This window comes from Comamonas halotolerans (genome assembly GCF_030162935.1).
Lineage (GTDB): Bacteria > Pseudomonadota > Gammaproteobacteria > Burkholderiales > Burkholderiaceae_C > Comamonas > Comamonas halotolerans.
This window is the reverse complement of the sequence record NZ_JASAUZ010000002.1, coordinates 1-22,930: the sequence shown is the minus strand read 5'-3', so window position 1 is coordinate 22,930 and position 22,930 is coordinate 1. Positions and strand designations below refer to the sequence as shown.

The following is a 22,930-nucleotide window of genomic DNA, read 5'->3' as shown; positions in this document are numbered from 1 at the left end:
TTCGGCAATCTTTTTTCGGAATTCGGCCAACATGCCATGCACCTTTGTCTGAAACAGCTTCCAGTGAATGGGCAAGCTGGTGATTCTAGCGAAGTTAAAGGCTCATGCTGATCAGTGGTCAATGATCTTTTTGTCTATTGATGCGGGTCAAGGTGGTGGCGCTTAAGGCTTGGATTTATAAAGGGGTAACTTCTAGCATGGCAGAAGGTACGGCACTGCTGCATGTCAAAGTTGCAGTGCTGCTTTAACGCAGACAACCCTGCAAGGAGAAAACCTGATGGCAATGATGATGAAAGCTGCGGCCTTCCTGGAAAAAGGTCGTATCGAGATTGTTGAAAAACCTATCCCGGATGTTGGCCCCAACGATGCGCTGATTCGCATTACCACCACCACAATTTGTGGCACCGACGTGCATATTTTGAAAGGTGAGTACCCTGTAGAAAAAGGTTTGACTGTGGGGCATGAGCCGGTGGGGGTGATTGAAAAGCTAGGCAGTGCCGTACAGGGCTACACCGAAGGGCAGCGTGTGATTGCTGGTGCCATTTGCCCCAATTTCAACAGCTATGCAGCGCAAGATGGCGCGCCCAGCCAGGACGGTAGCTACCTGGCCGCGCGTGGTCTGTGCGGCTGCCATGGCTATAAAGCTACGGCGGGCTGGCGTTTTGGCAACTTGATTGATGGAACTCAGGCGGAGTATGTGCTGGTGCCGGATGCTCAAGCCAATTTGGCGCCTATTCCTGATGGCTTGACGGACGAGCAGGTGCTGATGTGCCCAGACATCATGTCGACAGGGTTCGCCGGGGCCGAAAACGCAAGCATCAAGATTGGTGACACGGTGGTGGTTTTTGCCCAAGGTCCCATCGGTTTATGTGCAACAGCAGGCGCTCGCTTGCTGGGGGCAACCACCATCATTGCGGTGGACGGCAATGACCATAGACTGAGCATCGCCAAAAAGCTGGGGGCCGATGTCACGCTGAATTTTCGCAATGTGGATGTAGTGGACGAGGTGCTCAAACTCACTGGTGGCAAGGGTGCGGATGGCTCCATTGAAGCGCTGGGAACTCAAGCAACCTTTGAGCAAGCCATGAAGGTGCTCAAGCCAGGAGGAACCTTGTCGAGTCTAGGCGTCTATTCGGAAGATCTGAAGATTCCCTTGTCAGCATTTGCGGCAGGTCTGGGTGATCACACCATCCGTACGGCCCTGTGCCCCGGTGGCAAGGAGCGCATGCGCCGCTTGATGAATGTGATTGAAAGCAACCGACTGGATCTGGGCCTGCTGGTGACGCACGAGCGCAAGCTCGACGACATTGTGCAAGCCTATGATTTGTTCGCGAACCAGCGGGACGGCGTGCTGAAAATTGCGATCAAGCCTTAGAGCTTCAGGTACTGATAAAAAGAAAGCCACCTTGTGGTGGCTTTCTTTGGTGTGGTATCGGCACATTGATACTCAAAGACTAAATATCTTCAAGCAAGGTGTAGGGAAGAGGGAGCAGGTTTAAAGGTGTTCCTGTGGCGCTACCTGCATGCAATGCTTCGTTGGCGCTACTGATTTGCATGCTGATGATGGCATCCCAGCCGCCTTGGGGGGCTGGTGCCGCTTGGACCACCGTGCCGGTGGCTTGTTCAGCGTCGCTTTCTGCAAAAACTTCCTGACCAGCGCGTAGCTCCTCGGGCGCATGCACGATGTATGCACGACGCTTGAGCGTGCCACGGAACTGGCTGCGCGCCACTACTTCCTGACCGGGGTAGCAGCCTTTTTTAAAGTTCACGCCACCCACAGATTCGTAATTCAGCATCTGAGGCACAAACTGTTCAAACACAGGCTGCGAAACGGTGGCAATGCCGCTGGCCACTTCGCTCCACAGCCATTGGTCGGCAGTCAATGCGTTGCCTTGAGGGGCTGCGGTGCCGGCAGGTGCAACCCACAGTGCGCGAGCTTGGCCTGCAGCTGGGTACAGGTGCACGATGTGCGCATCACCTTCTGTGTGCAAGGTCCATGCAGCAGCTCCTGCATGTGGGACAGCATTGCCCAGCAAGCCTAACAATACAAAATCATTGCTGGCATCCGTGAGTTTGGCCTTGGCGCGTAGTACAAACATGGACAAACGCTTGAGTGTTTGAGCCAATAGGTCGCGGCTGCAGATCAGCAAAATTTCGTCAGACGAGCGTTTGAAGCCAATAAAACTGGCTTGCATGCGACCTTTGGCAGAACAAAAAGCGGCCAAGCGTGCATGTTGCAAATCCAGCAACGCAAAATCATTGGTCAGTTGACCGTGTAAGAAGCTGGCTGCGTCATCACCCTGTACGCGGATGACGCCCAGTTGCGAAATGGGGGCAATGCCTTGGAGAGTCTGGGTCATGGGTGAATTATGATCCCCGATCTTTTTCATGGGGTGCAAAAGGTTGTGCGACGTTTTTTAATTGTGCTGTTGGTCTTGGCTGGGGTGACCGCCTTGTTGGGTGGCGCTGCTGCTTGGTGGTTGGGGCAGCCGCTGCGAATGTCCGCGCAGAGTGTGGAGCTGGAGATTGAGCCAGGTACTTCACCCCGAGGAGTGGCGCAGGCCGTGGTGAAAGCGGGTGTGCAAACCGATGCACGCTTGCTGTATTACTGGTTTCGGCTCTCCCAGCAAGATCGGCAGATTCGAGCAGGCAACTATGAGCTGACTGCAGGTACGACCCCGCGCAGCCTTTTGCAAAAGCTGGTGCGAGGCGAGGAAAGTTTGCGTGCCATCACTTTTGTGGAAGGCTGGACCTTCCGCCAGATGCGTGCGCAAATGGCCAAGGACGTGTTCCTCAAACAGGACTCAGTGCAGATGAGTGAGGGCGACATCATGGCAGCCTTGGGCAAACCCGGTGTGGCCGCCGAAGGTATGTTTTTCCCAGATACGTACACCTTTGCCAAGGGCAGCAGTGATTTAGCCGTGATGCGACGCGCTTTGCATGCCATGGAGCGGCGTTTGGATGAGGCATGGGCGCAGCGTACGGCGGACACACCGCTCAAAACACCCTATGAAGCCTTGATTTTGGCCAGCATTGTGGAAAAAGAAACCGGGCGTGCGAGTGACCGTGGCCAGATTGCTGGTGTTTTTGTGAACCGTCTGCGAATCGGTATGCGGCTGCAAACTGACCCTTCCGTGATTTATGGCATGGGGGAGTCTTTTGATGGCAATATTCGTCGCAAAGATCTGCAGACTGATACCCCGTGGAATACTTATACGCGTGCAGGCTTGCCCCCGACGCCGATCGCACTGCCCGGTAAAGCTTCTTTGATGGCGGCTGTGCTGCCCGAGCCCACCAAGGCTTATTATTTTGTGTCCCGTGGTGATGGGAGTAGTCACTTCAGCGCCAATCTTGATGAGCACAACCGTGCCGTCAATCGCTATATCCGCGGTGGCAATTGAAATTGGCGGTGTCAGTTGGCGCAACTGCTGGATTGGCGCTGCAATACTTGAAGTAAATAGAGAACTGTTTTGAACAACACCCCAGCAACCGGCTTGTTTATCAGCTTTGAAGGTATTGATGGTGCAGGCAAGTCCTCACATATCGCGGCTTTGGCGCAGGCCTTTCAAAATGCAGGCCGTACCGTGACCTTGACGCGTGAACCGGGTGGCACTCCCTTGGCGGAGAAGCTGCGCGATCTGCTGCTGCACGATTCCATGGATCCATTGACAGAGGCTCTAATCGCTTTTGCCGCGCGTCGCGATCATTTGGTGAATGTGATTGAGCCTGCCTTGGCCCGCGGAGATGTGGTGGTCAGCGATCGTTTTACGGATGCCACCTTTGCCTACCAAGGCGCTGGCCGTGGATTCGACTGGGCGCAGCTTACGGTGCTGGAGCGCATGGCGCAGACTGGTGTTGGCGCCGATGCTGGATTGATGCGCGAGCCCGATCTCACCATCTGGTTTGATTTGCCGGCAGCGGTAGCCGCCGAACGCTTGGCTTCAGCGCGGGTGCCGGATCGCTTTGAAGCTCAACCACAGGATTTTTTTGCTGCAGTGGCCTCGGGCTACGCACGCCGATGTGAAGCGGCTCCTCTGCGTTTCGCTCGGATTGATGCGCACCAGAGCCGTGATGCCGTCTGGCAGCAAGTGGCTGATGTGTTGCAAGCGCGTGGTTATCTGCAACGGCTGGAGGGAGCATCAGCGTGAGTGGCACTACTGGTGGCTTCTTGGCCCCATGGCTTGAACAGCAGCGGCAGGCCTTGCTGACGCAGCGCGGTCACGCCTGGTTGTTGCAAGGCCCATCCGGGATGGGGCAGTTTGAATTGGGTATGGCCATGGTGCGTGCCTGGCTGTGCGAACAGCCCTCTGCGCAAGGGGCTTGTGGTCACTGTGTGAGTTGCCACAGCATTGATGTGCATGCCCATGCCGATCTGTGTGTCTTGATGCCTGAAGTTGATATGCAGGCGCGGGGCTGGCCATTGAGCGAAAAGGCCCAGTCCGATATTGATGACAAGAAGCGCAAGCCAAGCAAGGAAATTCGCGTGGATGCCATGCGTGATGCTGTGGAATTTACGCAGCGCACCAGTGCTCGGGGTAAAGGTAAAGCGGTGCTGGTCTATCCTGCAGAGCAAATGAACGCCATTACAGCGAATGCCTTGTTGAAAACGCTGGAGGAGCCACCTGGCGATGTGCGTTTTGTTCTGGCCACTGAGGCAGCACATCAATTGCTGCCCACCATTCGCAGCCGTTGTTTGGCGCACACCATGCAGTGGCCGCAAGAAGCGCAAATGCTGCAGTGGCTGCAGACGCAAGGTATGCCAGCGGATGATGCGCAGGCATGGTTGCGTGCAGCGGGAGGGCGGCCCTTTGATGCTTTGAGCATGGCGCAAGCGGGTAAGGGTTTGGCGCTTTTTCAGCGTTTGCCCAAGGCCGTGGCGGCAGGGGAAGTGGCGATTTTCACTGATATGTCTCAGCCAGAAGTTGTGCAATGGCTACAAAAGTTGTGTCATGACCTGATGTGTGTCGTCCAAGGTGCGCAGCCACGTTACTTTGCGGCGCAGGACTTGCCCAGGGCTCCTTCAGCGATGGTACTGGCGCGCTGGGCCAAGTCACTGGCGCAAGAGGCGCGCACTGCAGAGCATCCTTTTAATGCGGGTTTGATGACCGAAGCCCTTGTGGCGCAGGCCAGTACAGTCATAAACTCGAAAAGTTAAAGCGAAACAACAACACCTAACTATGAGCATGCAGACGCCGCCACCTCGCCCCAGTGTTTTGCAACTGGCCCTCAAAGAAAAAGGGGCTTTGTATGCAGCCTACATCCCCTTGTTTGCGGACGGCGGTATCTTTGTCGCTACAACGCGTGAGTTCGGGTTAGGGGACGATGTGTATGTGTTGCTGACCTTGCCTGACGATACTCAGCGCTACCCGATTGCTGGAAAAGTAGGCTGGGTGACGCCCGCAGGCGCTGGCGGCAATCGCACCCAAGGTATCGGGGTGCGGTTTCCCAAAGATGAAAAATCTGCGCAGCTTAAAGCCAAGATTGAACAAATCTTGGGTTCTGCACTGGCATCGGAGCGTCCCACGCAAACGCTGTAGGCGAATCCCGATTTATTGCCATGCCGGCTTGGGAGATCCCAGAGCCGGCATTGTTTTTTGTACGATTGATCCTGATGTTTACCGACTCTCACTGTCATCTGAATTTCCCCGAACTCTCAGCCAACCTGCCGGTTATCCAGGCAGCCATGGCGGAGGCCCAAGTCACGCGTGCGTTGGTGATCTCATGCACCATGGAGGAATTCCCAGATGTGCACGCGCTGGCCACCAGCCATGACAACCTGTGGTGCACCGTGGGTGTGCATCCTGATACTGAGCACATGACAGAGCCCAGCGTGCAGGACTTGGTGGAGCGTGCGGCCTTGCCACGTGTTGTTGGCATTGGAGAAACCGGTTTGGATTACTACGGCATGGAAGATCGCAAGGGCGGTCGCACCGTTGCTGACATGGAATGGCAGCGCGAGCGTTTTCGCACCCATATCCGAGCTGCGCAGCAGTGTGGCAAGCCGCTGGTGATTCACACCCGTGCGGCGCAGGAAGATACGATTCGCATCCTCAAGGAAGAAGGGGAAAATGGCTCAACAGGCAGTGCTGGCGGTGTGTTCCACTGCTTTACTGAAAGCATGGAGGTGGCCAAGCAGGCTTTGGATCTTGGCTTCTACATCTCGTTTTCCGGCATTGTGACTTTCAAGAGCGCACAGTATTTGCGTGATGTGGCAGCCTTCGTACCAGCGGATCGTCTCTTGATTGAAACGGACAGCCCTTACCTTGCTCCTGTGCCATTTCGAGGCAAAACAAACAGTCCTGCCTACGTGCCTTTTGTGGCAAAGCAGGTGGCGCAAGTGCGTGGCATCTCTGTGCCAGAGGTGGCGGAGCTGACCAGTGCGAACTTTGATCGCTTGTTTAAAGGTGTGGTGACGGGATGAAACGACGTGAGCTGCTGCAATCCCTGGGTGTATTTGCACTGAGTGCATGGGCGCCATGGGCACAAGCCGGTACGGCTTCAGACTTCCAAACTGCCATCATCCGCGATAACTTTGTGACGGTGCGCAATTTGCTGCAGCAGGGGGTTGATCCGAATACGCGAGATGAGCGTGGGCTTCCTGCCTTGGTTAAGGCCATGCAACTGGAGTCGATGCGCGTAGCGCAAGTGCTGATCAAGGCGCGCGGTGTGAATATTGATGCAGCCAGCCCTTCGGGGGAGACAGCCTTGATGCATGCCTGCATCAAGGGACATCTGGATGTGGTCAAGCAATTGATTGCACTGGATGCGCGCATCAATCATCCAGGGTGGACGCCACTGCACTACGCAGCCAGTGCTGATCACGAAAACAGCGTAGAGATTGCGAAGCTATTGCTGGAGCACCATGCTTATATTGATGCCGAATCACCCAATAAAAGCACACCGCTGATGCTGGCAGCGCAGTATGGCTCTGAGGCCATGGTGCAGCTGTTGCTGGACGCAGGGGCGGATGTGCAGCTGCGTAATCAGCAGGGGTTGACGGCGGTGGACTTTGCCCGGCGTTCGGAGCGCGAATTCATGGTGCAGACTTTGGAGAAAGCCTTTCAGGCCACTCGCAGATCCAAGGCAAGCTGGTAAATCCGGCGAGGGACACAAAAGAGCACTTGGTGCTCTTTCTTTTAGACCCGCTAACACTAGCATTGATACGTCGTTGCTTCGCCTTGTCGTACGCCAGTACTGCCTGCGGCTTCGCGCCTCGTCTCGATCGCAAACCCTCGGTCTGCTGGGTAGTGTCAGCGGCTCTTAGTGGCTGGTGTGTGCCTGCAAGCGGGCATACAGGCCATTAAGCGCCAGAAGCTGCGCATGTGTGCCTTGCTCTGCGATCTGACCACGCTCCATGACCACCACGCGGTCCGCATGCTCAATGGTCGAGAGACGGTGGGCGATCACCAGTGTGGTGCGTCCTTGCATCAAAGTCTGCAAGGCTTGCTGTACCAAACGCTCAGACTCGGTGTCCAGCGCCGAGGTGGCTTCGTCCAAAATGAGCACGGGCGCATCTTTATAGAGCGCGCGTGCAATGGCCAGACGTTGACGTTGACCGCCTGAGAGCTGCGCGGCATTGTGGCCCACCTCGGAATGGATGCCGTTGGGCATTTGGCGGATATGGTTGGCCAAATTGGCCGCTTCCAGACACGACCACACGCGAGCGTCGTCGATCTCTGCACCCAAGGCAACATTGGCGGCAACAGTGTCGTTGAACATCACCACGTCCTGGCTGACCATGGCGAATTGTTTGCGCAGATAGTGCAAGTCCCACTCTTGCAGGGGGATGCCATCCATGCGCACCTCACCGGACGTGGGGTTGAGGAAACGAGGCAGCAAATTTACCAATGTGGTCTTACCCGCGCCGGATGGGCCAACCAAAGCAACAATCTCGCCCGGCTGCACTTGCAGGTTTACGTGCTGAAGGGCAGGGGCTTTGTCGTCACCAAAGGAAACGCTGACGTCACGCAATTCGATGACGCCTTGCGCGTTGGCAGGGCGCTTTGTGCCACTTTGCTCTGGCTCGGTGGTTTCCAGTAAGCTCAGGCCACGCTCCAGGGCAGCCACACCACGAGTGATGGGGTTGGCCACGCTGGCAAGGCGGCGCATGGGTGCAATCAGCATCAGCATGGCACTGATAAATGCCACAAAACTGCCTACCGTGACATCACCGCTTGCAGCGCTGCGGCTTTGCCACAGTGCAATGCAAATCACGGCGGAAAGCGCCACTGCCGCAAACATCTGGGTGAGCGGCGTCATGGCCGAAGAGGCAATAGTGGATTTGATGGCCAGACCGCGCAACTGGCGGCTGATGCGCTGGAAGCGATTTTCTTGCTCAGCTTGCGCCCCATGCAGTCGCACCATGCGGTGTGCAAGAAAGTTTTCCTCCACCACATAGGCTAAAGAGTCAGTTGCGTTTTGGCTGTTCTTGGTGATGCGATACAGACGTTTGGAGAGCGTGCGCATGATCCAGCCCACGCCAGGTGCGACTATGGCCACGATCAATGTCAGCTGCCAGTTCAAATAAAGCAGGTATCCCAGCAAGGCGATCAGGGTGAAACCGTCACGCGACAAGGTGATGAAGGCATTGACCAATTGACGCGCCCCTGTGGCTACTTCATACACCACGGTATTGGACAGCGAGCTGGCAGACTGGTGCTGGAACAGCTGCATTTCTGCATTCTGCACGCGTTGAAACAAGACCTCGCGCAAGCGCAACATGGCATCGTTGGCGATCTGAGACAGCGCATACTGTGCCAGAAACTGTGCGATACCACGCAGCAGGAAGACGCCAATAATGGCAGTGGGCACCATCCACAGCTCCAAGGTACCCTTGGTGAAACCGCTATCTAACAACGGCTTGAGCAAGGCTGGAATCATGGGCTCTGTTGCGGCTCCCAGCAGGGTGGCCACAATGGCAACGAACCAAGCAAGCTTTTGATTGCCAAAGTAAGGAGCTACACGCAATAAACGCGTTTTTAGCGGCAAAGTGGAGGGTTCGTGCTTCATTCAGGGCTGTCGTTGCGGGAACTAATTGTGGGTGTGAATTCTAAGTGTCCATAATCATTCCATGCTGTACACATTGACACAGTGAGATTGCCCCCAATGCGACACAACTATGTGTAACATCCAAGGGCGTACCCGGAGCATCCTTCGGCACATATTGGCTGCGCATGAATACTGAACACCAATCCTTACTCTCTTCCCTTCAAGCGGCTGCTCCGCTTGCATCTCGTCGTACCTTGCTCGCGGCCATGGCCGCCACACCTGCTTTGCCAGCGTTGGCACAGTTTCGTGTGGAGGTGACTGGCGTTGGTCTGACTCAGCTTCCTATTGCTTTGCCCATGTTCCGTGGCGAAGAAGGCGCGCCTCAAAAGATTTCGCAGATCATTCGTGCGGACTTGGAGCGCAGCGGTCAGTTTCGCAACATAGACGCCACAGGCGAGCGGTTGGATGAAACCTCGCGTCCCGATATGTCGCTCTGGCGCCAGCGCGCAGCGGATGCCTTGGTGAGCGGCAGCATCACACGATTGGCGGATGGCCGTTATGACGTGCGCTTCCGTTTGTGGGATGTGGTGAAGACCCAGGACCTGGGAGGGCAGGGGTTTGCGGTCTCGCAAGCGGATTTGCGGCTGGTCGCTCACCGTATCGCTGACTTCGTGTATGAAAAACTCACGGGTGAGCGTGGCATCTTCTCCACGCGCATCGCTTACGTGACCAAGGCCGGCAAGCGCTATGTGCTGTGGGTGGCGGATGCAGACGGCGAGAATGCCCAGTCTGCGCTGTCGAGCACAGAACCTATTATTTCTCCAGCCTGGTCACCCAATGGCGGTGAATTGGCCTATGTGTCGTTCGAGGCGCGCAAGCCGGTGGTTTATGTGCATGAGGTGGCCAGTGGCCGTCGCCGCTTGGTGGCCAATTTCAAGGGCTCCAACAGTGCTCCAGCCTGGTCTCCTGATGGAGCCACGCTGGCAGTGACTTTGACACGCGATGGACTCTCGCAGCTGTACCGCATCAGCTCGCACGGTGGACAACCGACTCGTCTGACGCAGAGTAACGGTATTGATACCGAGCCAGCATTTTCCGCAGATGGCAAGACTATCTATTTTGTGAGTGACCGTGGAGGCTCACCTCAAATCTACAAAGTGCCTGCATCTGGTGGTGCTGCCCAACGCGTCACTTTCTCGGGTAACTACAACATTTCTCCCGCAGTAAGTCCTGATGGCCGGTGGTTGGCCTACATTTCGCGGGTGAGTGGTGGGTTTAAGCTATACGTCATGGAATTGGAGACAGGAAATGCTACGGCTGTCACTGATACCGCGAATGATGAGAGTCCCAGCTTTGCTCCAAACAGCCGTCTGATTGTTTATGCGACCAAGCAAGGTGGCCGCGAATCACTGATGACGACCACACTGGATGGCAAGATCAAAGCTCGTCTGGCAGGACAAAGCGGTGAAATCCGAGAGCCGGATTGGGGCCCTTATCAAAAATATTGAAATTGCGTAAACCTTTGTGAACGCCTTGCGTTCTATTAGTGACCTAGCATCCCCTAGGCAAGGAGAATTTCATGATTACTTTTAAGCGAGTTTCCATCGCATTGTCCGTAGCTGCCTTGATGGCTGGCTGCTCTTCCGGCGTGAAGCTGGATGAAAACGCTAACGCAAACGCCAGTAATGGCGCAAGCACTTCTGGTGCTACCAGCGGTGTGGCAGGTGTGGATCTGACCGGTTCGCAAATCGCTGCAGACGGTGGCCCTAAGGGCGTAGGCCGTGTTGTGTATTTCGACTTCGACAGCTTTGTTGTCAAGCCTGATGCACAAGGCTTGGTTGATGCCAATGCCCGCTTCATCAAGGCCGATGCTGCACGCAAGGTGACTATTGAAGGTCACACTGACGAGCGTGGTGGCCGTGAGTACAATCTGGCTTTGGGCCAAAAGCGTGCTGAAGCCGTTCGTCGTTCGCTGACCCTGCTGGGTGTGAGCGACAGCCAAGTTGAAGCTGTGAGCTTTGGTGAAGAAAAGCCTGCGTCTGCTGGTAGCAATGAAGATGCTTACTCGCAGAACCGTCGCGCTGAAATCTCCTACCGTTAAAGCATGAATGTTCGCAATGGATTTTTGCGGATGAGCTGTCGTGCATTGGCCGTCGTCGGTCTGTGCACGGCCTTTGTTCATCCTGCGTATGCCTTTTTGGAAGATGCGGAAGCGCGTCGTGCCATCCTTGAGTTGCGCCAGCGTTTTGATAGCAGCGCCGAGGAATCTGCGCAAATGCGCCGCAGCATGCTGGATCTGCAATCGCAGATCGAGAGCATGCGCCGTGAAATTGCGCAGATGACAGGAGCCAAAGAGCAGCTGGAGCGAGAAGTGGCTGAATTGCAGCGTCGCCAAAAGGATTTGGCGTCGGGTATGGATGACCGTCTTCGCAAGTTTGAGCCTGCGCAGGTGCAAATTGATGGATTGGAGTTTGTGGCCGATCCTGCAGAAAAACGTGACTTTGATGCCGCGTTGGAGAAATTCCGCGCGGGTGAGTTTGCAGAAGCCCGCAAAGGCTTTGCTAGCTTCGTCAATACCTATCCAAGTAGCGGATACATCCCTTCTGCACGCTTTTGGCTGGGTAACACGCAATACGCGGGTCGTGACTACAAAGAGGCGATTGCCAACTTCCGGTCCATGCTCAAAGCAGCACCGCAACATGCGCGCGCTGCGGATGCATCTCTGTCCATTGCAAACTGTCAACTTGAACTCAAGGACACCAAGGGTGCAGTGAAAACGCTGCAAGACTTGGTGAATAACTACCCGGGCACTGAGGCTGCAACAACTGCAAGCGAGCGCCTGCAACGTTTGAAGTAATGACTTCCGCTGAAAATGTGAGTATCACCATCGCCGGCTCTGCCGGCGATGGTTTTTTGGGCGATGCGGATTTACAGCGTCGTTTTGGAGGGCTGGAGCGTCTGTACGGAGTTGAAGGCGCAGCCCGCATTCGTTCAGCACACGTTGCAGTAGTCGGCGTGGGTGGGGTGGGATCCTGGACAGCGGAGGCCTTGGCACGTAGTGGTGTGGGTACACTGACCTTGATTGATCTGGACAATGTGGCTGAGTCCAATATCAATCGCCAGATTCATGCCTTAACAGGTACTGTGGGCAAAGCCAAGGTCGATGCTATGCGTGAGCGGGTTGCGCAGATCAATCCTGCTTGTGTGGTGCATTGCGTTGAAGACTTTGTAGAGCCAGAAAACTGGCCTCAGATTCTTCCACATGGTGTTGATGCCGTGATTGATGCGTGCGACCAGGTTAAAGCCAAATTGGCAATGGCCCAATGGGCCCGGCGCAACAAACGTCTGTTTATCAGTGTTGGTGCAGCTGGTGGTAAGCGGCTGGCGCACAAAGTGGAAGTCGATGACTTGTCACAAACCACCCACGATCCATTGCTTGCGCAACTGCGCTACCGTCTGCGCAAACAATTCAATGCCCCCAAGGACGGCAAGAAGATGGGTGTTACCACGGTATTCAGCAGGGAAACTGTAGCCCAGCCAGATGCATCGTGCCAGTTGCAAGGCAGTGACGGGAGTTTGAACTGCAGCGGTTATGGCTCTGTCGTCGCGGTGACTGCGACATTTGGCCAATGTGCTGCAGGATGGGTTCTTGATCAAATTTCGATCAATCTTAAAAAATAGCACACATTTCAAAAATCACCAAAAAAGTGATGCTACAATTCATTCATTCGCTAGTTAGACAGCTTGTTTGATTAGTCGGTTGGGTCTTTAGCTCAGTCGGTAGAGCAGCGGACTTTTAATCCGTTGGTCGAGGGTTCGAATCCCTCAGGACCCACCAGAGATTACAGCCCCGTGTAGCAATACACGGGGCTTTTTCTTTGCTCACATTCTTATAGTCGCAGCCGCTTTTAAGTGGCTTTTCTTTTGGATGTTGTGCGGTTTTTTTGCCAACCAACGCAACTGCGTTCTGCAGCGTCTTGGTTGCCAAGTGCCTGTAGCGCTTTGTGCTGATCGCCGACTTGTGCCCCAGGACACCGCCCACAGTGTAGAGATCGACCCCGGCATTAATCATCTCACTTGCTGTGCTGTGACGTAAGTCGTGAAGCCGGGCATGTTCATAGCCAGCTGCTCGGGCTCCGGCCTTGAACGCTTTGCTGACTGTCCACTTTGTTGGCCGAATCGGCCACAGTGCCGCGTTGCGCACGATATGGGCGACTCGCGGGTGTATGGGAACAGCGCGAGGCATACCGTTTTTCATGTGCTGACTCTCCAGCCCAAATACGTTGGCTCCGATGTGGACCTGTGCTAGGCCTACCAGCGCTCGGCGTCCGCGCATGGGTTGGCTGTCATGAACTTAGTGAGCCTCCAGATAAAAGAAAACCCGCCGTGCTTACGCGGGACGGGTTCGTTGTGAAGATTGACTGGCGGTGGTTTGGGCGTTCATAGAGCCGAGCATGTGTCGCTCGGCACTGGAGCAATTGCTGCGCAGACGAGGCCATTCCAGACTGCCTCTACCACCTGAAGGCAAGCACAATTCCTTTAAAACGTATGAACCCGGCTACGTCCATGTGGAAGTGAAGTACCTGCCCCAGATGCAGGATGAAGACAAGCGCCGCTATGTGTTTGTAGCCATAGACAGAGCGACACGCTGGGTATTCATTGCCATCAAGCAGCACAAAACGGTTGCCGCAGCCACAGCCTTCCTAACTGCTGTGCGCAAGGCTGCACCGTTTAGGATTCATAGCATCCTCACAGACAATGGCAAGGAGTTCACGGATCGATTGTTTGGAAGTCAAAGTCGTCAGCCTACGGCAGAGCACGAGGTGGACCAACTGTGCCAGAGCCTGGGTATTGAGCACCGGCTGACCAAGCTCAGAACACCAAAAACCAACGGCATGGTCGAACGGATCAACGGCAGCCTCAGCCAAGTACTGCGCTCTCACCACTTCAACAGTGCAGAGGACTTGGAGAAGATGCTGCATCGGTTTTGTATGGCTGTACAACCATCACTTGCCGCAAAAGGCGCTGGGGCATGAAGCCCCCGTTACAAGCACTCAAAAGATGGAAGATGAAAGCACCTGATTTATTCGTCAAGAACGCGCGTAATCATCCGGGACCTGAAACCTATGCCATGCAATGTGTGGAGCTCATGCAAGGACGGCAGTAGCAAGATCTCTAGATCGATGCCTTTGATACCGATTTTGCTACTGCTTTTGCGGTTTCTGGCTCGCATCGTTTACGTGAGAGAAACGAGCTAACTTAATTCGTCTATGGTGGCTTCCAGATGGGCTGCAGATTTCTTTTTCATAGGCTGACCGCAGCCCAGTTTGAACAAAAGAATAGGGTGCACACCATGCTCCATGCGCTGAATAACGATTGTGCCGTTGTTGTGTATGTAGAGCCTGACATTCGTTTTCTGAATACTTGGCAGGTAACATGGATCACGGTCAAGATCCTTCCATCCGTGCCTCTCACATAGCTCTAACTCGCGAAATGGCTGGATCGCCTCATCTGTGGCCTCCATACTCAAATTGGCTTCAATCCAAAGCTTTTTTACCAGTTCGAATGCCTTTTCTCGAGTTTTGCATGGTGGTGATTGTTCCATCCATGTTATGAAGGTGAATATTCTACGCACAATTAATGCCTTTATGGTTAAGGATTAACGGGTACCTCGAATAAGGTATTCAAATGATAGATAACCTGATTGCTGATTTTGTCTCTAATCTATTGAAAATCCCACTCTAGATGTAATGGAAGTTTTGAACAATTAATTTCAGCGTACCTTAAAATTTAGTTTTTTCAAACCATAATAAAGAATCAGTCTGTAACAAACGAATCAAAACTATTCATCAGAGAAAAGTTATTGGATATTTTTATTGTTTTCTATGCGAGATAGATTTTAAGTAAATACTGCAAGAACTATATATACAAAAGAAAGCGGCTTGCTCCTACATGGCTGAAATGCCTTCTTGATATTGTCTATTTATGTTTGCTATCCCTGGAAGTATTTGAAGCTTATCTTTTTTAGATTAATTTACGAAATTCTATTTATATGCAAAAAGGTTCTTTTTCTTGCAGAGGCTTACCAACAAGTGAAAAGGTACTAATACTGGTTGACTTCATAAATCCATTTGACTTTCCACAGGCGAATCAGATTCTTCCCGAGACCTATCAGGCTGCACAGGCTACTTTGAGACTTAAAAAAAGTCTTTCTAGTAAGGGAATTCCGACAATATATGCTAATGATAACTATGGAACTTGGCACAGCAATTTTGATGTCATATTGCAGAAGTGTAAGAATCTTAAGGGTTTGCGTGGAGAAATTGCAGAGCTTTTAGCTCCAGAGCCAGATGATTTAATTGTGCTCAAGCCTCAACATTCAGCTTTCCATTCGACGCCATTGCATCATTTACTGACGCAGATGAAAGCTAAAACACTAATAATAACTGGAGTTGCTACAGATATGTGTATTATGGTTTCTGTAACTGATGCATGTATGTTAGGCTACGATGTGTGGGTGCCTAATGACTGCACTGCAGCAGAATCCTTCGAAAGTAAAAACAGCGTACTCAATAATTTGAAGAAATCTTTCAAATGTTCTATTAGAAAATCGACTACAAATACTTTTAAGTAAAGGTGAATTCATGTTTGAATTTCAATTAGAACCTCTTGAATTAATTTATAGAGCAGTTATTGTCTATTTCTTCCTTTTAATTATGGTGCGACTTACAGGTAGACGTACGCTGGGTCAATTCACTGCGTTCGATCTCCTTGTAGTTATGCTAATAAGTGCAGCAGTAGAGCCATCAATGACGGGAGGGGATGAGTCTCTTTATGGTGGGCTTCTAGTTTGCTTTGTATTAATTTTACTAAATACCCTGGTGGGTTTTATAGTGGCAAAAAGTAGATCAGCAGAAAAAATAATTGAAGGTGAGGCTGTTCTTCTAGGGAGAGACGGAACTGTGTATGAAAGAATAAGAGTAAAGCATAGGGTCTCTATTAATGACATTGACTCTGCACTTAGGGAAGCTGAATGTAAAGCTAAAGAATTCAGAGCGCTTTATCTAGAGGCTAGTGGTCATATTACGGTGGTAAAGGAGTAGATGGCTAGACAGGAACTTTGTTACAAGATTCTGCTCACTCAGAAGCTACCCATTCATGTACCTTCTAATGAAAAAAATCCTCACTGCTTCAACTCTGCTAACTGCCGCTAGCCTCGTCCCTGCTTTTGCGCAACATCATGGGCACGGTTCCGGACATGGACTACATGCTGCCCATGGTCAGCACAGTCCGTATTCGGGAATGCAAAACCGTGATATCAAGGCGCTGTCTGAACAACAGATTGAGGGGTTCAGGGCAGGCAAGGGCATGGCTATGGCAATGCCTGCGGAACTCAACGGTTACCCTGGTCCGTTGCACGTCCTGGAGCTGGCATCCAAGCTTGGCCTTACTTCAGAGCAGGAAGCGGAAACCAAGAAGCTATATACAGAGATGCTTGAAGCAGCCAAGGCACAAGGTGAAAAAGTCATTGAAGCTGAGCGCGAGTTGAATGCATTGTTCGCTCAGAAGAGGGCAACCCCAGAGTCTGTCTCCTCCGCTGTTAACGCTGCTGCTAGTGCGCAAGGAAAGCTACGCGAAACTCATCTTCGCTATCACTTGGCGATGATGAACGTGCTGACTCCTGAGCAGGTCACGGCGTATAACAAGCTGCGCGGATACTAAAAAAGTGGGGCTTGCCACCCCGCATAATTCAGAAGCGTTTTTTGGAGGTGGCTCCAACATCAGTGCCTTCTGAGCCTTCGTGTAGTAAATCCGCGGTCTTTGCTTCATGCAAACGCTCCTTACGCCAGTGGCGGCCATTGTGTTGCATCGACCAGTTGAATCCATATCAATAAACAGATGCTGACTTGGATCATTTTCCTAAAATTGCTTCCATGGCTACATCATCCGTTAATTTCAACGACAGAACTCAATCAAAAAAAATGGCACTAGGCACAATTCGTTGCTTACCAACAGCCAAAGAAAAATAAGATATTTATTTGATTTTTTTCTAAAATAGCAGTGATTTGCGTTGTATATATCCGACAGCCTTAAAGGTAGGCCCAGGATAATTGATGAGATACATCGATCGATTATCAATTGATCTGATCTGTTCGAAATTTTCCGGAGATTTATACCGTGGATATCCCTCGTTTCTACAGCGTCACTGAAAGTACACACCGCATTCACAATCCTTTCACACCAGACAAGTTCGAGACACTTGGCTCGGCGCTGCGCTTGGAGCCGGGCGTTCGTATTCTCGATCTTGGCTGTGGTTCGGGTGAAATGCTATGCACCTGGGCACGCGACTATGGGATTGTCGGCACCGGCATTGATATGAGCCCACTATTTATTTCTCAGGCTAAACAGCGCGCAAAAGAACTAGGTGTTGACCGTCATGTCAACTTCATTCACAACGATGCCACAGGCTATATCTCGGAAGAGAAAGCTTATGTTACAGCTTGTGTTGGCGCCACCTGGATTGGCGGTGGAGTCGCTGGATGCATTGAGCTTCTGAAAAAAAGCCTAAGCCCGGGCGGCATCATCTTGATCGGTGAGCCTTACTGGCGACTCTTACCACCAACGGAAGATGTCGCTCAAAAATGTGGCGCGAACTCAATCTCCGACTTTCTCGGTCTTGCTCAGCTGCTCGCCTCCTTCAGTAAACTGGGTTACGACGTAGTTGAAATGGTTCTAGCCAACCAGGACGGTTGGGACAGATACGAAGGCACCAGATGGCTCACAATGCGCCGATGGCTTGAGAAAAATCCAGACGATGAAATGGCAGAAGAGATTCGCTCCAAACTTGCCACAGAGCCTGAGCGTCATGCTGCCTACACCCGCGAATATTTAGGCTGGGGCGTCTTTGCGCTCATGCCTCGGCTCAATTGCAAAAAGAGCGCAAATTTCGATTAATACCGACCCCATGGCCTCTAGCGTTTTCACAAATTACTAGTGACGTAATTCTGCCAATCCGCCCAGTTTGGTGAAACAGCTCAAAAACATGCAAGCCGTAGAGCCTTTAGTGGTGTATAAGGTTCATTCGAGCTTATTTCACTGCTGATGAATGTAAAGAATTGCTGATTGCACAAACTAAAGCAGCCTCCGAAGAAGCTGCTTGAATCTAGGAAATAAGAACCTCTTCGTTATTATGCGGTTGAGTTGATGGCTATCAGTCGTTTGGTGGCTCAGGCTGCAGGACTCGATCAGCCTCCGGGTCTTCAGGGATATCCGTTCCAACCTCACCTTGTGCAGGGTAGGGGTTGCCAACTGGATCCATCTCTTCGTCTTCTTGAAGAGAGTCCGGACTCTTTGGCTTGGTGATCATTTGCCGTCCCTCCCTGGCTGCCTGATAACTCGATTTTGCTGGGCAGTCGGCTCATCAGGATGTTTGCTGTTTTGATTACGGACGTCATATTGATCTGAGGGAAGCACAGGGTTCGCACCTTGCTTTGCATCCTTTGGATCGATTGTCTTTTGCTCCGGCTTGTTCGTTTCTTTCATTGCAATTCTCCTCTGCCGTAAAGAAAAAGCCCGCTGTTTTTGCGGGCTCCTGCTAAGACTAATTAGCGTTGATTCGGGTTGTTTTGCTGCTGCCCAGGCTGGCTTTGATTAGGGGTGCTTTGCTGCTGCTGACCTGGGTTTTGCTGTTCAGGCTGTTGTTGGCCTGGCTGGTTTTGATTGGGGTTGGTTTGTTGCTGTTGACCAGGATTCTGTTGCTGGGGGTTATTTTGACCAGGTTGGTTTTGGTTAGGGTTTTGCTGTTGTGGCTGACCTGCTTGCTGCTGGTTGTTGTTCTGTGGGTTGAATTGCTGGTTCATGGCACATACTCCTTTAGTTAAAAGAAAGACACGTCCGAGCGACTTGCCTGACTATTAGCTTGCGCCATAGATAGTTAAATCCATGTAGTCAATACATTACACCCCTATGCTGACAATCATTTGCAATGTTGTAGTCATTTCAGAAGTTTGTGTAATCTGAAGGCCCTCAGCATGAAAAGCTTTGCTTACGTGCGAAGTCTGAATTGTTTGGCATATCAGAGTTCTATTTCTGATAAGTGGATGGATCTGTTGTTATGTTCAGTTGCATGCTGCCCAGTCACTCGAGCACCAATGTGAGCACTTTCCAGTGCGCAGAGTTGGCTGTTGGGCTAGTCGTTGCCCATATGCACATCCGTATTCGAGCGTTCATGAAAACTTCCATAAAGGAAACGCCATTTCTGACGGGCCTGGGGAAGATTTGTTGACACTTAGGCTTGGAAGCGAGAGATAGACTGAAGGCGTCCACTAACAAGGAGTCACCATGAGAAAGCTTTTCACTGTTGCAGCAGTTGCTGCATTAGCCGCATCGTTGAGTGCTTGTGTTGCACCTCCGCCGAATGGTCATCGCGATCATGACCGCGATGGGCGCTACGAGCATGATCGAGGCGGACGTTATGACAATGATCGAGATGGAAGGTACGAAAACAACCAGGGTCGTTGGGAACGTGACCGTGACGATAGACCTAATCGACCTGATCGCCGTCCCGATGGACGCTGGGATCCACGCAACTGACCTGTTGTCAGCCTTCCTTGCCCAAACAAAAACAGCCTCCTTATGGAAGCTGTTTTTGTTTGGGAAGCATGGAAAAAACGCCTCGGCGGGCAGTCATAAGTTATTGGTGACGATTGCATGTCAAGGTTATTGCGCTAACGATGCTTTGCTCAAAGCATCTTCATAGGCTTCGACATCATCCAAAAGTAGGGAGAACCACTCTGCTTCCATGCTTCCAACGGGTGGGGGATTCGGGGCATCTAAAAATTTCTGCAGCTCTGCTATTGCTGCTTTGTACTGGTCGAGGTTAAGCATCATTCGCTATTGTTGGTGTTTGTTCTACTTTTTTCGATTTTATTCTTTATGAGTATCTTTTGACATTATTTAACTATTGCGTAGGGTAGCAACCGCGTTACGAAAGCTTTCAAGTGCTATGTAGGGCAAACTGAACCCTCTGTGACAGGTCTTTGGTTTGCTTCCCCTGGTTGTGGCCCCAGGGGAGCGACTGACATCTCCCACGTGTAGCGGTTCCAGCCGCCTTGAGTGTGACCTCGTTTCAGGTGTTGCGCATCGGGTTTGGTCATCCCGCTTTTGCTTCTGCTGTGGTGCACAGGGGCAGGGCCTTCGGCCTATTCATCCTTCGGAGAGCCACAAGAGCAGATGTATTGACCCAGCGATTTCTGCACAGGTCAAGCCGCTAATGCAAATGCCTCAGCGGGAGTTTTCATGTTCAGCGCTTGATGTGGGCGCTGGTAGTTGTAAAAGCCAATCCAGTCTCCGATGACTCGGCTGGCATGCTGCAGGCTCTCAAAGCGGTGACGGTGCACGCATTGCTCCTTGAGACTGCGAATCACACGTTCGAGCATGCCATTTTGCTGCGGACAGTGCGGCGTAATGAACTCTTGCTGCATCCCATAACTTTTGACCAGGGCCGTAAAGTAGCGGCTGGTGAAGACCAGTCCGTTATCTGATCGCAGCAAGAATGGCGCTGTAACCTTCCCCAAAGTGCCAAACCTGGCAATCAAGGCTTGTTCAAGGGCACTGGCAGCCGTACTGGCCTTACCTGTACGAGACAACTGCCAGCCCAGCAGCTCTCGTGTGTAGCAATCGATCACCAGTGCCAAGGATGCCCAGCCATCTCGGCCAGTCCAAATTCTGCACAGATCCGTTGCCCAGCGTTGATTCGGCCCCTTGGCTACCGAAGGCAAGGCTTGTATGCGAGGGCGCATGCCAACGGGGCGCTTACGAACCTGCCAGCCTTTAATTTGGAAGATGCGTTGCACCGTGTTCTTGTTCATACCAAGCAAATACGCCACCGTGCGATAGCCAAACGATGGGTTCTCCTCAATCATGGCCTTGATCGGCACTACAAGCTGCTCATCCACTTTAGGTGCAGCCTTTGTGGGTTGGTAGTACACCGTGCGCCGTGGTACTTCAAACCAACGACATAGCTGGCTCAGACTGGCACGGATGCCCTCGTCGAGTAGGCCTTGCTGAAGACGAAGAATCATTTGCCTTCCTCGTCCAGCAAGGCTTGCAGCTTTTTTCTGGCACGCAGCTCCAGCATTGCTTCGCCATAGGCTTCTTGCAGCTCTCGCAGTTGGCGCTCGTACTGCTCACGCACATCTTCGGGCTTGGCACGCAAGGCGTTCTCCATGCCACGCTTGCCTTCATCGACCCAGTTCTCGATCTCAGAAGGAAGCAGGTCATGGGCTCGACTTGCTTCAGCGACTGTGGTTTTGCCTTGGATGATCTCCAGCACCAAGGCACTTTTACGCTTGGCGGTCCAGCGTTTGACTTCTTCTTGATCTCTCATCTGTCAGGTCCTTTCTTGCAGTTTAGGACCTGTGCAGGTTTTTACTGGGTCAATACACAGATTGAATGGGGCGGTCGTTCTGAGATACTTGCGGAGAGCACTGGAAATGCTCATGGCGCGACTCCAAATCGGTAAAGGTAAGCCGCTCTTGAAGCCTTGCCCGCTTGTAGGATGTGAATGCACCCGAGCTGCCTTAGCCTAAGGAGACCCGCGAAGCCGTACGCTTGTTGCCCATCCTAGGTAGGCGGTAAGTCGCGTAGCAACGGTGCGTAATAAGTAGTCAGCGGGATTAACGTCCCGTGGCCACGGGGCATTCCAAAGGGCGACCAATGAAATGCCAAGCGAAGGTGGACGTCAACATTGACTTGGCCAATTGCATCAATGAAATTGGCTTTGCCATCCTCGTATTGACGTTGTGACCATGTGGGGCGGGGCGGGCTTCCCACTAAACTTTTCTAGCTCTCGCAGCGACCACCCCAATCAATCTGTTCTCTGACAAGGTTATTAAAGACCCAGGGCATAGGCAGTCGATCGAGTGCTGCCCATCGACTGCGCCTGACGCTGCGCCCGTTAAGAGCTAGACCTTACTCTTGCATCTATTCGATGCGGGGTGGTACCTTTCCTCAACGCCCGCCTGCAAGGGCTGTACAAACTTGGACGCGCTGCCAAGGATGATCCCCGGCGATTTGCGACCGTGGCTGTGAGCATGGCATCGCTTGGTTTGCTGGCCGCTTATGCTGATGACGAGGATTGGAAGCGCCGCGAACATTGGGACCGTGACAGCTATTGGTGGTTCAAGATCAAGATCGAGGAGACGGCTTATCGCATTCCCAAACCGTTCGAGGTGGGCGCCATTCGTAGGCTGGCTGAGCGTACGGCGGAAGCTATGTTCTGCGAGGAAATGGGTAGGCAGCGGTACATGGAGCGCATTGCGCATATGGTCAACCAGACATTTGCTCTGCATCCCATTCCTCAGGCGGTCAAGTCCCTGCTCGATATCTATGCCAACAAGGACAGATTCACAGGTCGTGCCATCGAGAGCCAGGCTGATCAGCGGCTGCGTCCAAAAGATCGCTTGAATGAACGAACTTCCGAATTTGCACGCTTGCTGGGGCAGCTGGGTTTGTCAGATCCAGCACAGTTGGTGAAGGGGGGGGACATGGAGCTAAGCCCCAAGCAGATTGATCATCTTCTGCGTGGGTACTTTTCCTGGATGGCAACTGCCGCAACGACAGTGTCGGATTACCCGTTGCGCATTGCTGCGGACCGGAGGGCACGGCCTGAGATGCGTATGAAAGATATGTTCCTGGCGGGCAATTTTTTGGAGAGTCTGCCCATAGGAAGCAATCGATATGTCAGGGCGTTGTATGCGCAGTCACGTCAGGTGGAGCAGACGTATGCATCTTATAGAGATGCGCTGCTCCAGGAAATTCTGCTAAGGCGGTAGAGATCATGGAGAGCGACAGAGACTGGATTAGATGCCGAGCCTCAGTTGCACAAGAAACCCAACAGCTTTCTCAATGGAACGCCTTGGACAAGCGTATCGAGGCTGAC

Annotated in this window: 27 protein-coding genes, 1 tRNA gene and 1 pseudogene; 19 read left to right on the top strand and 10 right to left on the bottom strand. The window is 52.5% G+C overall.

The window, feature by feature from the left end:
- Positions 1-277 precede the first annotated feature (277 nt).
- Positions 278-1,375: an NAD(P)-dependent alcohol dehydrogenase gene (locus tag QEP11_RS03570; protein ID WP_284335232.1), complete on the top strand. Its 1,098-nt coding sequence runs from the start codon at positions 278-280 to the stop codon at positions 1,373-1,375.
- A 79-nt stretch (positions 1,376-1,454) separates the two neighbouring features.
- Here the strand turns inward: QEP11_RS03570 and ygfZ are convergent, their stop codons facing one another.
- A complete protein-coding gene (gene ygfZ / locus QEP11_RS03565) occupies positions 1,455-2,360 on the bottom strand; it encodes a CAF17-like 4Fe-4S cluster assembly/insertion protein YgfZ (RefSeq protein ID WP_284335231.1) in 906 nt (301 codons plus the stop codon).
- Positions 2,361-2,369: 9 nt separating this feature from the next.
- Between ygfZ and mltG the strand changes: the two genes are divergently transcribed.
- The 6 genes from mltG (at position 2,370) to QEP11_RS03535 (ending at position 7,095) form a co-directional block, all read left to right on the top strand.
- Positions 2,370-3,401, top strand: a complete 1,032-nt coding sequence (gene mltG, locus QEP11_RS03560; protein WP_284335230.1) for an endolytic transglycosylase MltG — start codon at positions 2,370-2,372, stop codon at positions 3,399-3,401.
- A gap of 69 nt (positions 3,402-3,470) precedes the next feature.
- Positions 3,471-4,148 carry a dTMP kinase gene (tmk, locus tag QEP11_RS03555; RefSeq protein ID WP_284335229.1) on the top strand — a complete coding sequence of 226 codons (678 nt, stop codon included), beginning with the start codon at positions 3,471-3,473 and terminating at the stop codon, positions 4,146-4,148.
- Positions 4,139-5,155: a DNA polymerase III subunit delta' gene (locus tag QEP11_RS03550; RefSeq protein WP_284335335.1), complete on the top strand. Its 1,017-nt coding sequence runs from the start codon at positions 4,139-4,141 to the stop codon at positions 5,153-5,155. Before tmk ends, QEP11_RS03550 begins: the two co-directional genes overlap by 10 nt.
- A 28-nt stretch (positions 5,156-5,183) precedes the next feature.
- Complete coding sequence (locus QEP11_RS03545) at positions 5,184-5,537, top strand: PilZ domain-containing protein (protein ID WP_284335334.1); 354 nt, start codon at positions 5,184-5,186, stop codon at positions 5,535-5,537.
- Between the two features lie 74 nt (positions 5,538-5,611).
- Entirely contained in the window at positions 5,612-6,421 is an 810-nt protein-coding gene (locus QEP11_RS03540) for a TatD family hydrolase (RefSeq protein ID WP_284335228.1), read from the top strand.
- The gene (locus QEP11_RS03535; protein WP_284335227.1) at positions 6,418-7,095 is read left to right on the top strand and encodes an ankyrin repeat domain-containing protein; all 678 of its coding nucleotides are present in this window, start codon (positions 6,418-6,420) and stop codon (positions 7,093-7,095) included. Before QEP11_RS03540 ends, QEP11_RS03535 begins: the two co-directional genes overlap by 4 nt.
- A 165-nt stretch (positions 7,096-7,260) precedes the next feature.
- On the opposite strand, the gene msbA is transcribed toward QEP11_RS03535, so the two are convergent.
- On the bottom strand, positions 7,261-9,009 hold the full coding sequence (gene msbA / locus QEP11_RS03530; protein ID WP_284335226.1) for a lipid A export permease/ATP-binding protein MsbA: 1,749 nt from the start codon (positions 9,007-9,009) through the stop codon (positions 7,261-7,263).
- Positions 9,010-9,173: 164 nt separating this feature from the next.
- Between msbA and tolB the strand changes: the two genes are divergently transcribed.
- From tolB to QEP11_RS03505, 5 genes are all read left to right on the top strand, one after another.
- Positions 9,174-10,496, top strand: a complete 1,323-nt coding sequence (gene tolB / locus QEP11_RS03525) for a Tol-Pal system beta propeller repeat protein TolB (RefSeq protein ID WP_413788670.1) — start codon at positions 9,174-9,176, stop codon at positions 10,494-10,496.
- Between the two features lie 71 nt (positions 10,497-10,567).
- Entirely contained in the window at positions 10,568-11,089 is a 522-nt protein-coding gene (pal, locus tag QEP11_RS03520) for a peptidoglycan-associated lipoprotein Pal (RefSeq protein ID WP_284335224.1), read from the top strand.
- A 3-nt stretch (positions 11,090-11,092) separates the two neighbouring features.
- On the top strand, positions 11,093-11,845 hold the full coding sequence (gene ybgF / locus QEP11_RS03515) for a tol-pal system protein YbgF (protein ID WP_413788669.1): 753 nt from the start codon (positions 11,093-11,095) through the stop codon (positions 11,843-11,845).
- On the top strand, positions 11,845-12,669 hold the full coding sequence (locus QEP11_RS03510) for a tRNA threonylcarbamoyladenosine dehydratase (protein WP_284335223.1): 825 nt from the start codon (positions 11,845-11,847) through the stop codon (positions 12,667-12,669). The genes ybgF and QEP11_RS03510 overlap by 1 nt, the downstream gene beginning before the upstream one ends.
- Positions 12,670-12,750: 81 nt before the next feature.
- Positions 12,751-12,826, top strand: a tRNA-Lys gene (locus QEP11_RS03505).
- Here QEP11_RS03505 and QEP11_RS03500 read toward each other — a convergent pair.
- The gene (locus QEP11_RS03500) at positions 12,785-13,234 is read right to left on the bottom strand and encodes a tyrosine-type recombinase/integrase (protein ID WP_284335331.1); all 450 of its coding nucleotides are present in this window, start codon (positions 13,232-13,234) and stop codon (positions 12,785-12,787) included. The two genes, QEP11_RS03505 and QEP11_RS03500, sit on opposite strands and share 42 nt — an antisense overlap.
- 175 nt (positions 13,235-13,409) lie before the next feature.
- On the opposite strand from QEP11_RS03500, the pseudogene QEP11_RS03495 reads away from it, so the two are divergent.
- A pseudogene (locus QEP11_RS03495) lies at positions 13,410-14,155 on the top strand (DDE-type integrase/transposase/recombinase); the annotation flags it as partial.
- Positions 14,156-14,242: 87 nt separating this feature from the next.
- Here QEP11_RS03495 and QEP11_RS03490 read toward each other — a convergent pair.
- A complete protein-coding gene (locus QEP11_RS03490) occupies positions 14,243-14,593 on the bottom strand; it encodes a hypothetical protein (RefSeq protein WP_284335222.1) in 351 nt (116 codons plus the stop codon).
- 447 nt (positions 14,594-15,040) lie between these two features.
- Between QEP11_RS03490 and QEP11_RS03485 the strand changes: the two genes are divergently transcribed.
- The 4 genes from QEP11_RS03485 (at position 15,041) to QEP11_RS03470 (ending at position 17,943) form a co-directional block, all read left to right on the top strand.
- Positions 15,041-15,622, top strand: a complete 582-nt coding sequence (locus QEP11_RS03485) for a cysteine hydrolase family protein (RefSeq protein ID WP_284335221.1) — start codon at positions 15,041-15,043, stop codon at positions 15,620-15,622.
- Positions 15,623-15,632: 10 nt separating this feature from the next.
- The gene (locus QEP11_RS03480) at positions 15,633-16,091 is read left to right on the top strand and encodes a DUF421 domain-containing protein (protein ID WP_284335220.1); all 459 of its coding nucleotides are present in this window, start codon (positions 15,633-15,635) and stop codon (positions 16,089-16,091) included.
- 67 nt (positions 16,092-16,158) lie between these two features.
- Positions 16,159-16,710 carry a Spy/CpxP family protein refolding chaperone gene (locus QEP11_RS03475; protein WP_284335219.1) on the top strand — a complete coding sequence of 184 codons (552 nt, stop codon included), beginning with the start codon at positions 16,159-16,161 and terminating at the stop codon, positions 16,708-16,710.
- A 456-nt stretch (positions 16,711-17,166) separates the two neighbouring features.
- Positions 17,167-17,943: an SAM-dependent methyltransferase gene (locus QEP11_RS03470; protein WP_284335218.1), complete on the top strand. Its 777-nt coding sequence runs from the start codon at positions 17,167-17,169 to the stop codon at positions 17,941-17,943.
- Between the two features lie 256 nt (positions 17,944-18,199).
- Here QEP11_RS03470 and QEP11_RS03465 read toward each other — a convergent pair whose 3' ends face one another.
- The 3 genes from QEP11_RS03465 to QEP11_RS03455 form a co-directional block, all read right to left on the bottom strand.
- Positions 18,200-18,355 (bottom strand): hypothetical protein, encoded by a 156-nt coding sequence (locus tag QEP11_RS03465; protein ID WP_284335217.1) that lies wholly within the window; start codon positions 18,353-18,355, stop codon positions 18,200-18,202.
- Complete coding sequence (locus QEP11_RS03460) at positions 18,352-18,531, bottom strand: hypothetical protein (protein WP_284335216.1); 180 nt, start codon at positions 18,529-18,531, stop codon at positions 18,352-18,354. The genes QEP11_RS03465 and QEP11_RS03460 overlap by 4 nt, the downstream gene beginning before the upstream one ends.
- Positions 18,532-18,593: 62 nt before the next feature.
- Positions 18,594-18,848, bottom strand: a complete 255-nt coding sequence (locus QEP11_RS03455) for a hypothetical protein (protein ID WP_284335215.1) — start codon at positions 18,846-18,848, stop codon at positions 18,594-18,596.
- Between the two features lie 481 nt (positions 18,849-19,329).
- Between QEP11_RS03455 and QEP11_RS03450 the strand changes: the two genes are divergently transcribed.
- Complete coding sequence (locus QEP11_RS03450) at positions 19,330-19,581, top strand: hypothetical protein (protein WP_284335214.1); 252 nt, start codon at positions 19,330-19,332, stop codon at positions 19,579-19,581.
- A gap of 126 nt (positions 19,582-19,707) precedes the next feature.
- Here the strand turns inward: QEP11_RS03450 and QEP11_RS03445 are convergent, their stop codons facing one another.
- The 3 genes from QEP11_RS03445 to QEP11_RS03435 form a co-directional block, all read right to left on the bottom strand.
- On the bottom strand, positions 19,708-19,878 hold the full coding sequence (locus QEP11_RS03445) for a hypothetical protein (RefSeq protein ID WP_284335213.1): 171 nt from the start codon (positions 19,876-19,878) through the stop codon (positions 19,708-19,710).
- 371 nt (positions 19,879-20,249) lie between these two features.
- Positions 20,250-21,071, bottom strand: a complete 822-nt coding sequence (locus tag QEP11_RS03440; RefSeq protein ID WP_284335212.1) for an IS3 family transposase — start codon at positions 21,069-21,071, stop codon at positions 20,250-20,252.
- The gene (locus tag QEP11_RS03435; protein WP_284335211.1) at positions 21,068-21,376 is read right to left on the bottom strand and encodes a transposase; all 309 of its coding nucleotides are present in this window, start codon (positions 21,374-21,376) and stop codon (positions 21,068-21,070) included. The genes QEP11_RS03440 and QEP11_RS03435 overlap by 4 nt, the downstream gene beginning before the upstream one ends.
- Before the next feature lie 706 nt (positions 21,377-22,082).
- Here QEP11_RS03435 and QEP11_RS03430 point away from each other — a divergent pair.
- Positions 22,083-22,823 (top strand): LPD38 domain-containing protein, encoded by a 741-nt coding sequence (locus tag QEP11_RS03430; RefSeq protein WP_284335210.1) that lies wholly within the window; start codon positions 22,083-22,085, stop codon positions 22,821-22,823.
- Positions 22,824-22,930: the final 107 nt, after the last annotated feature.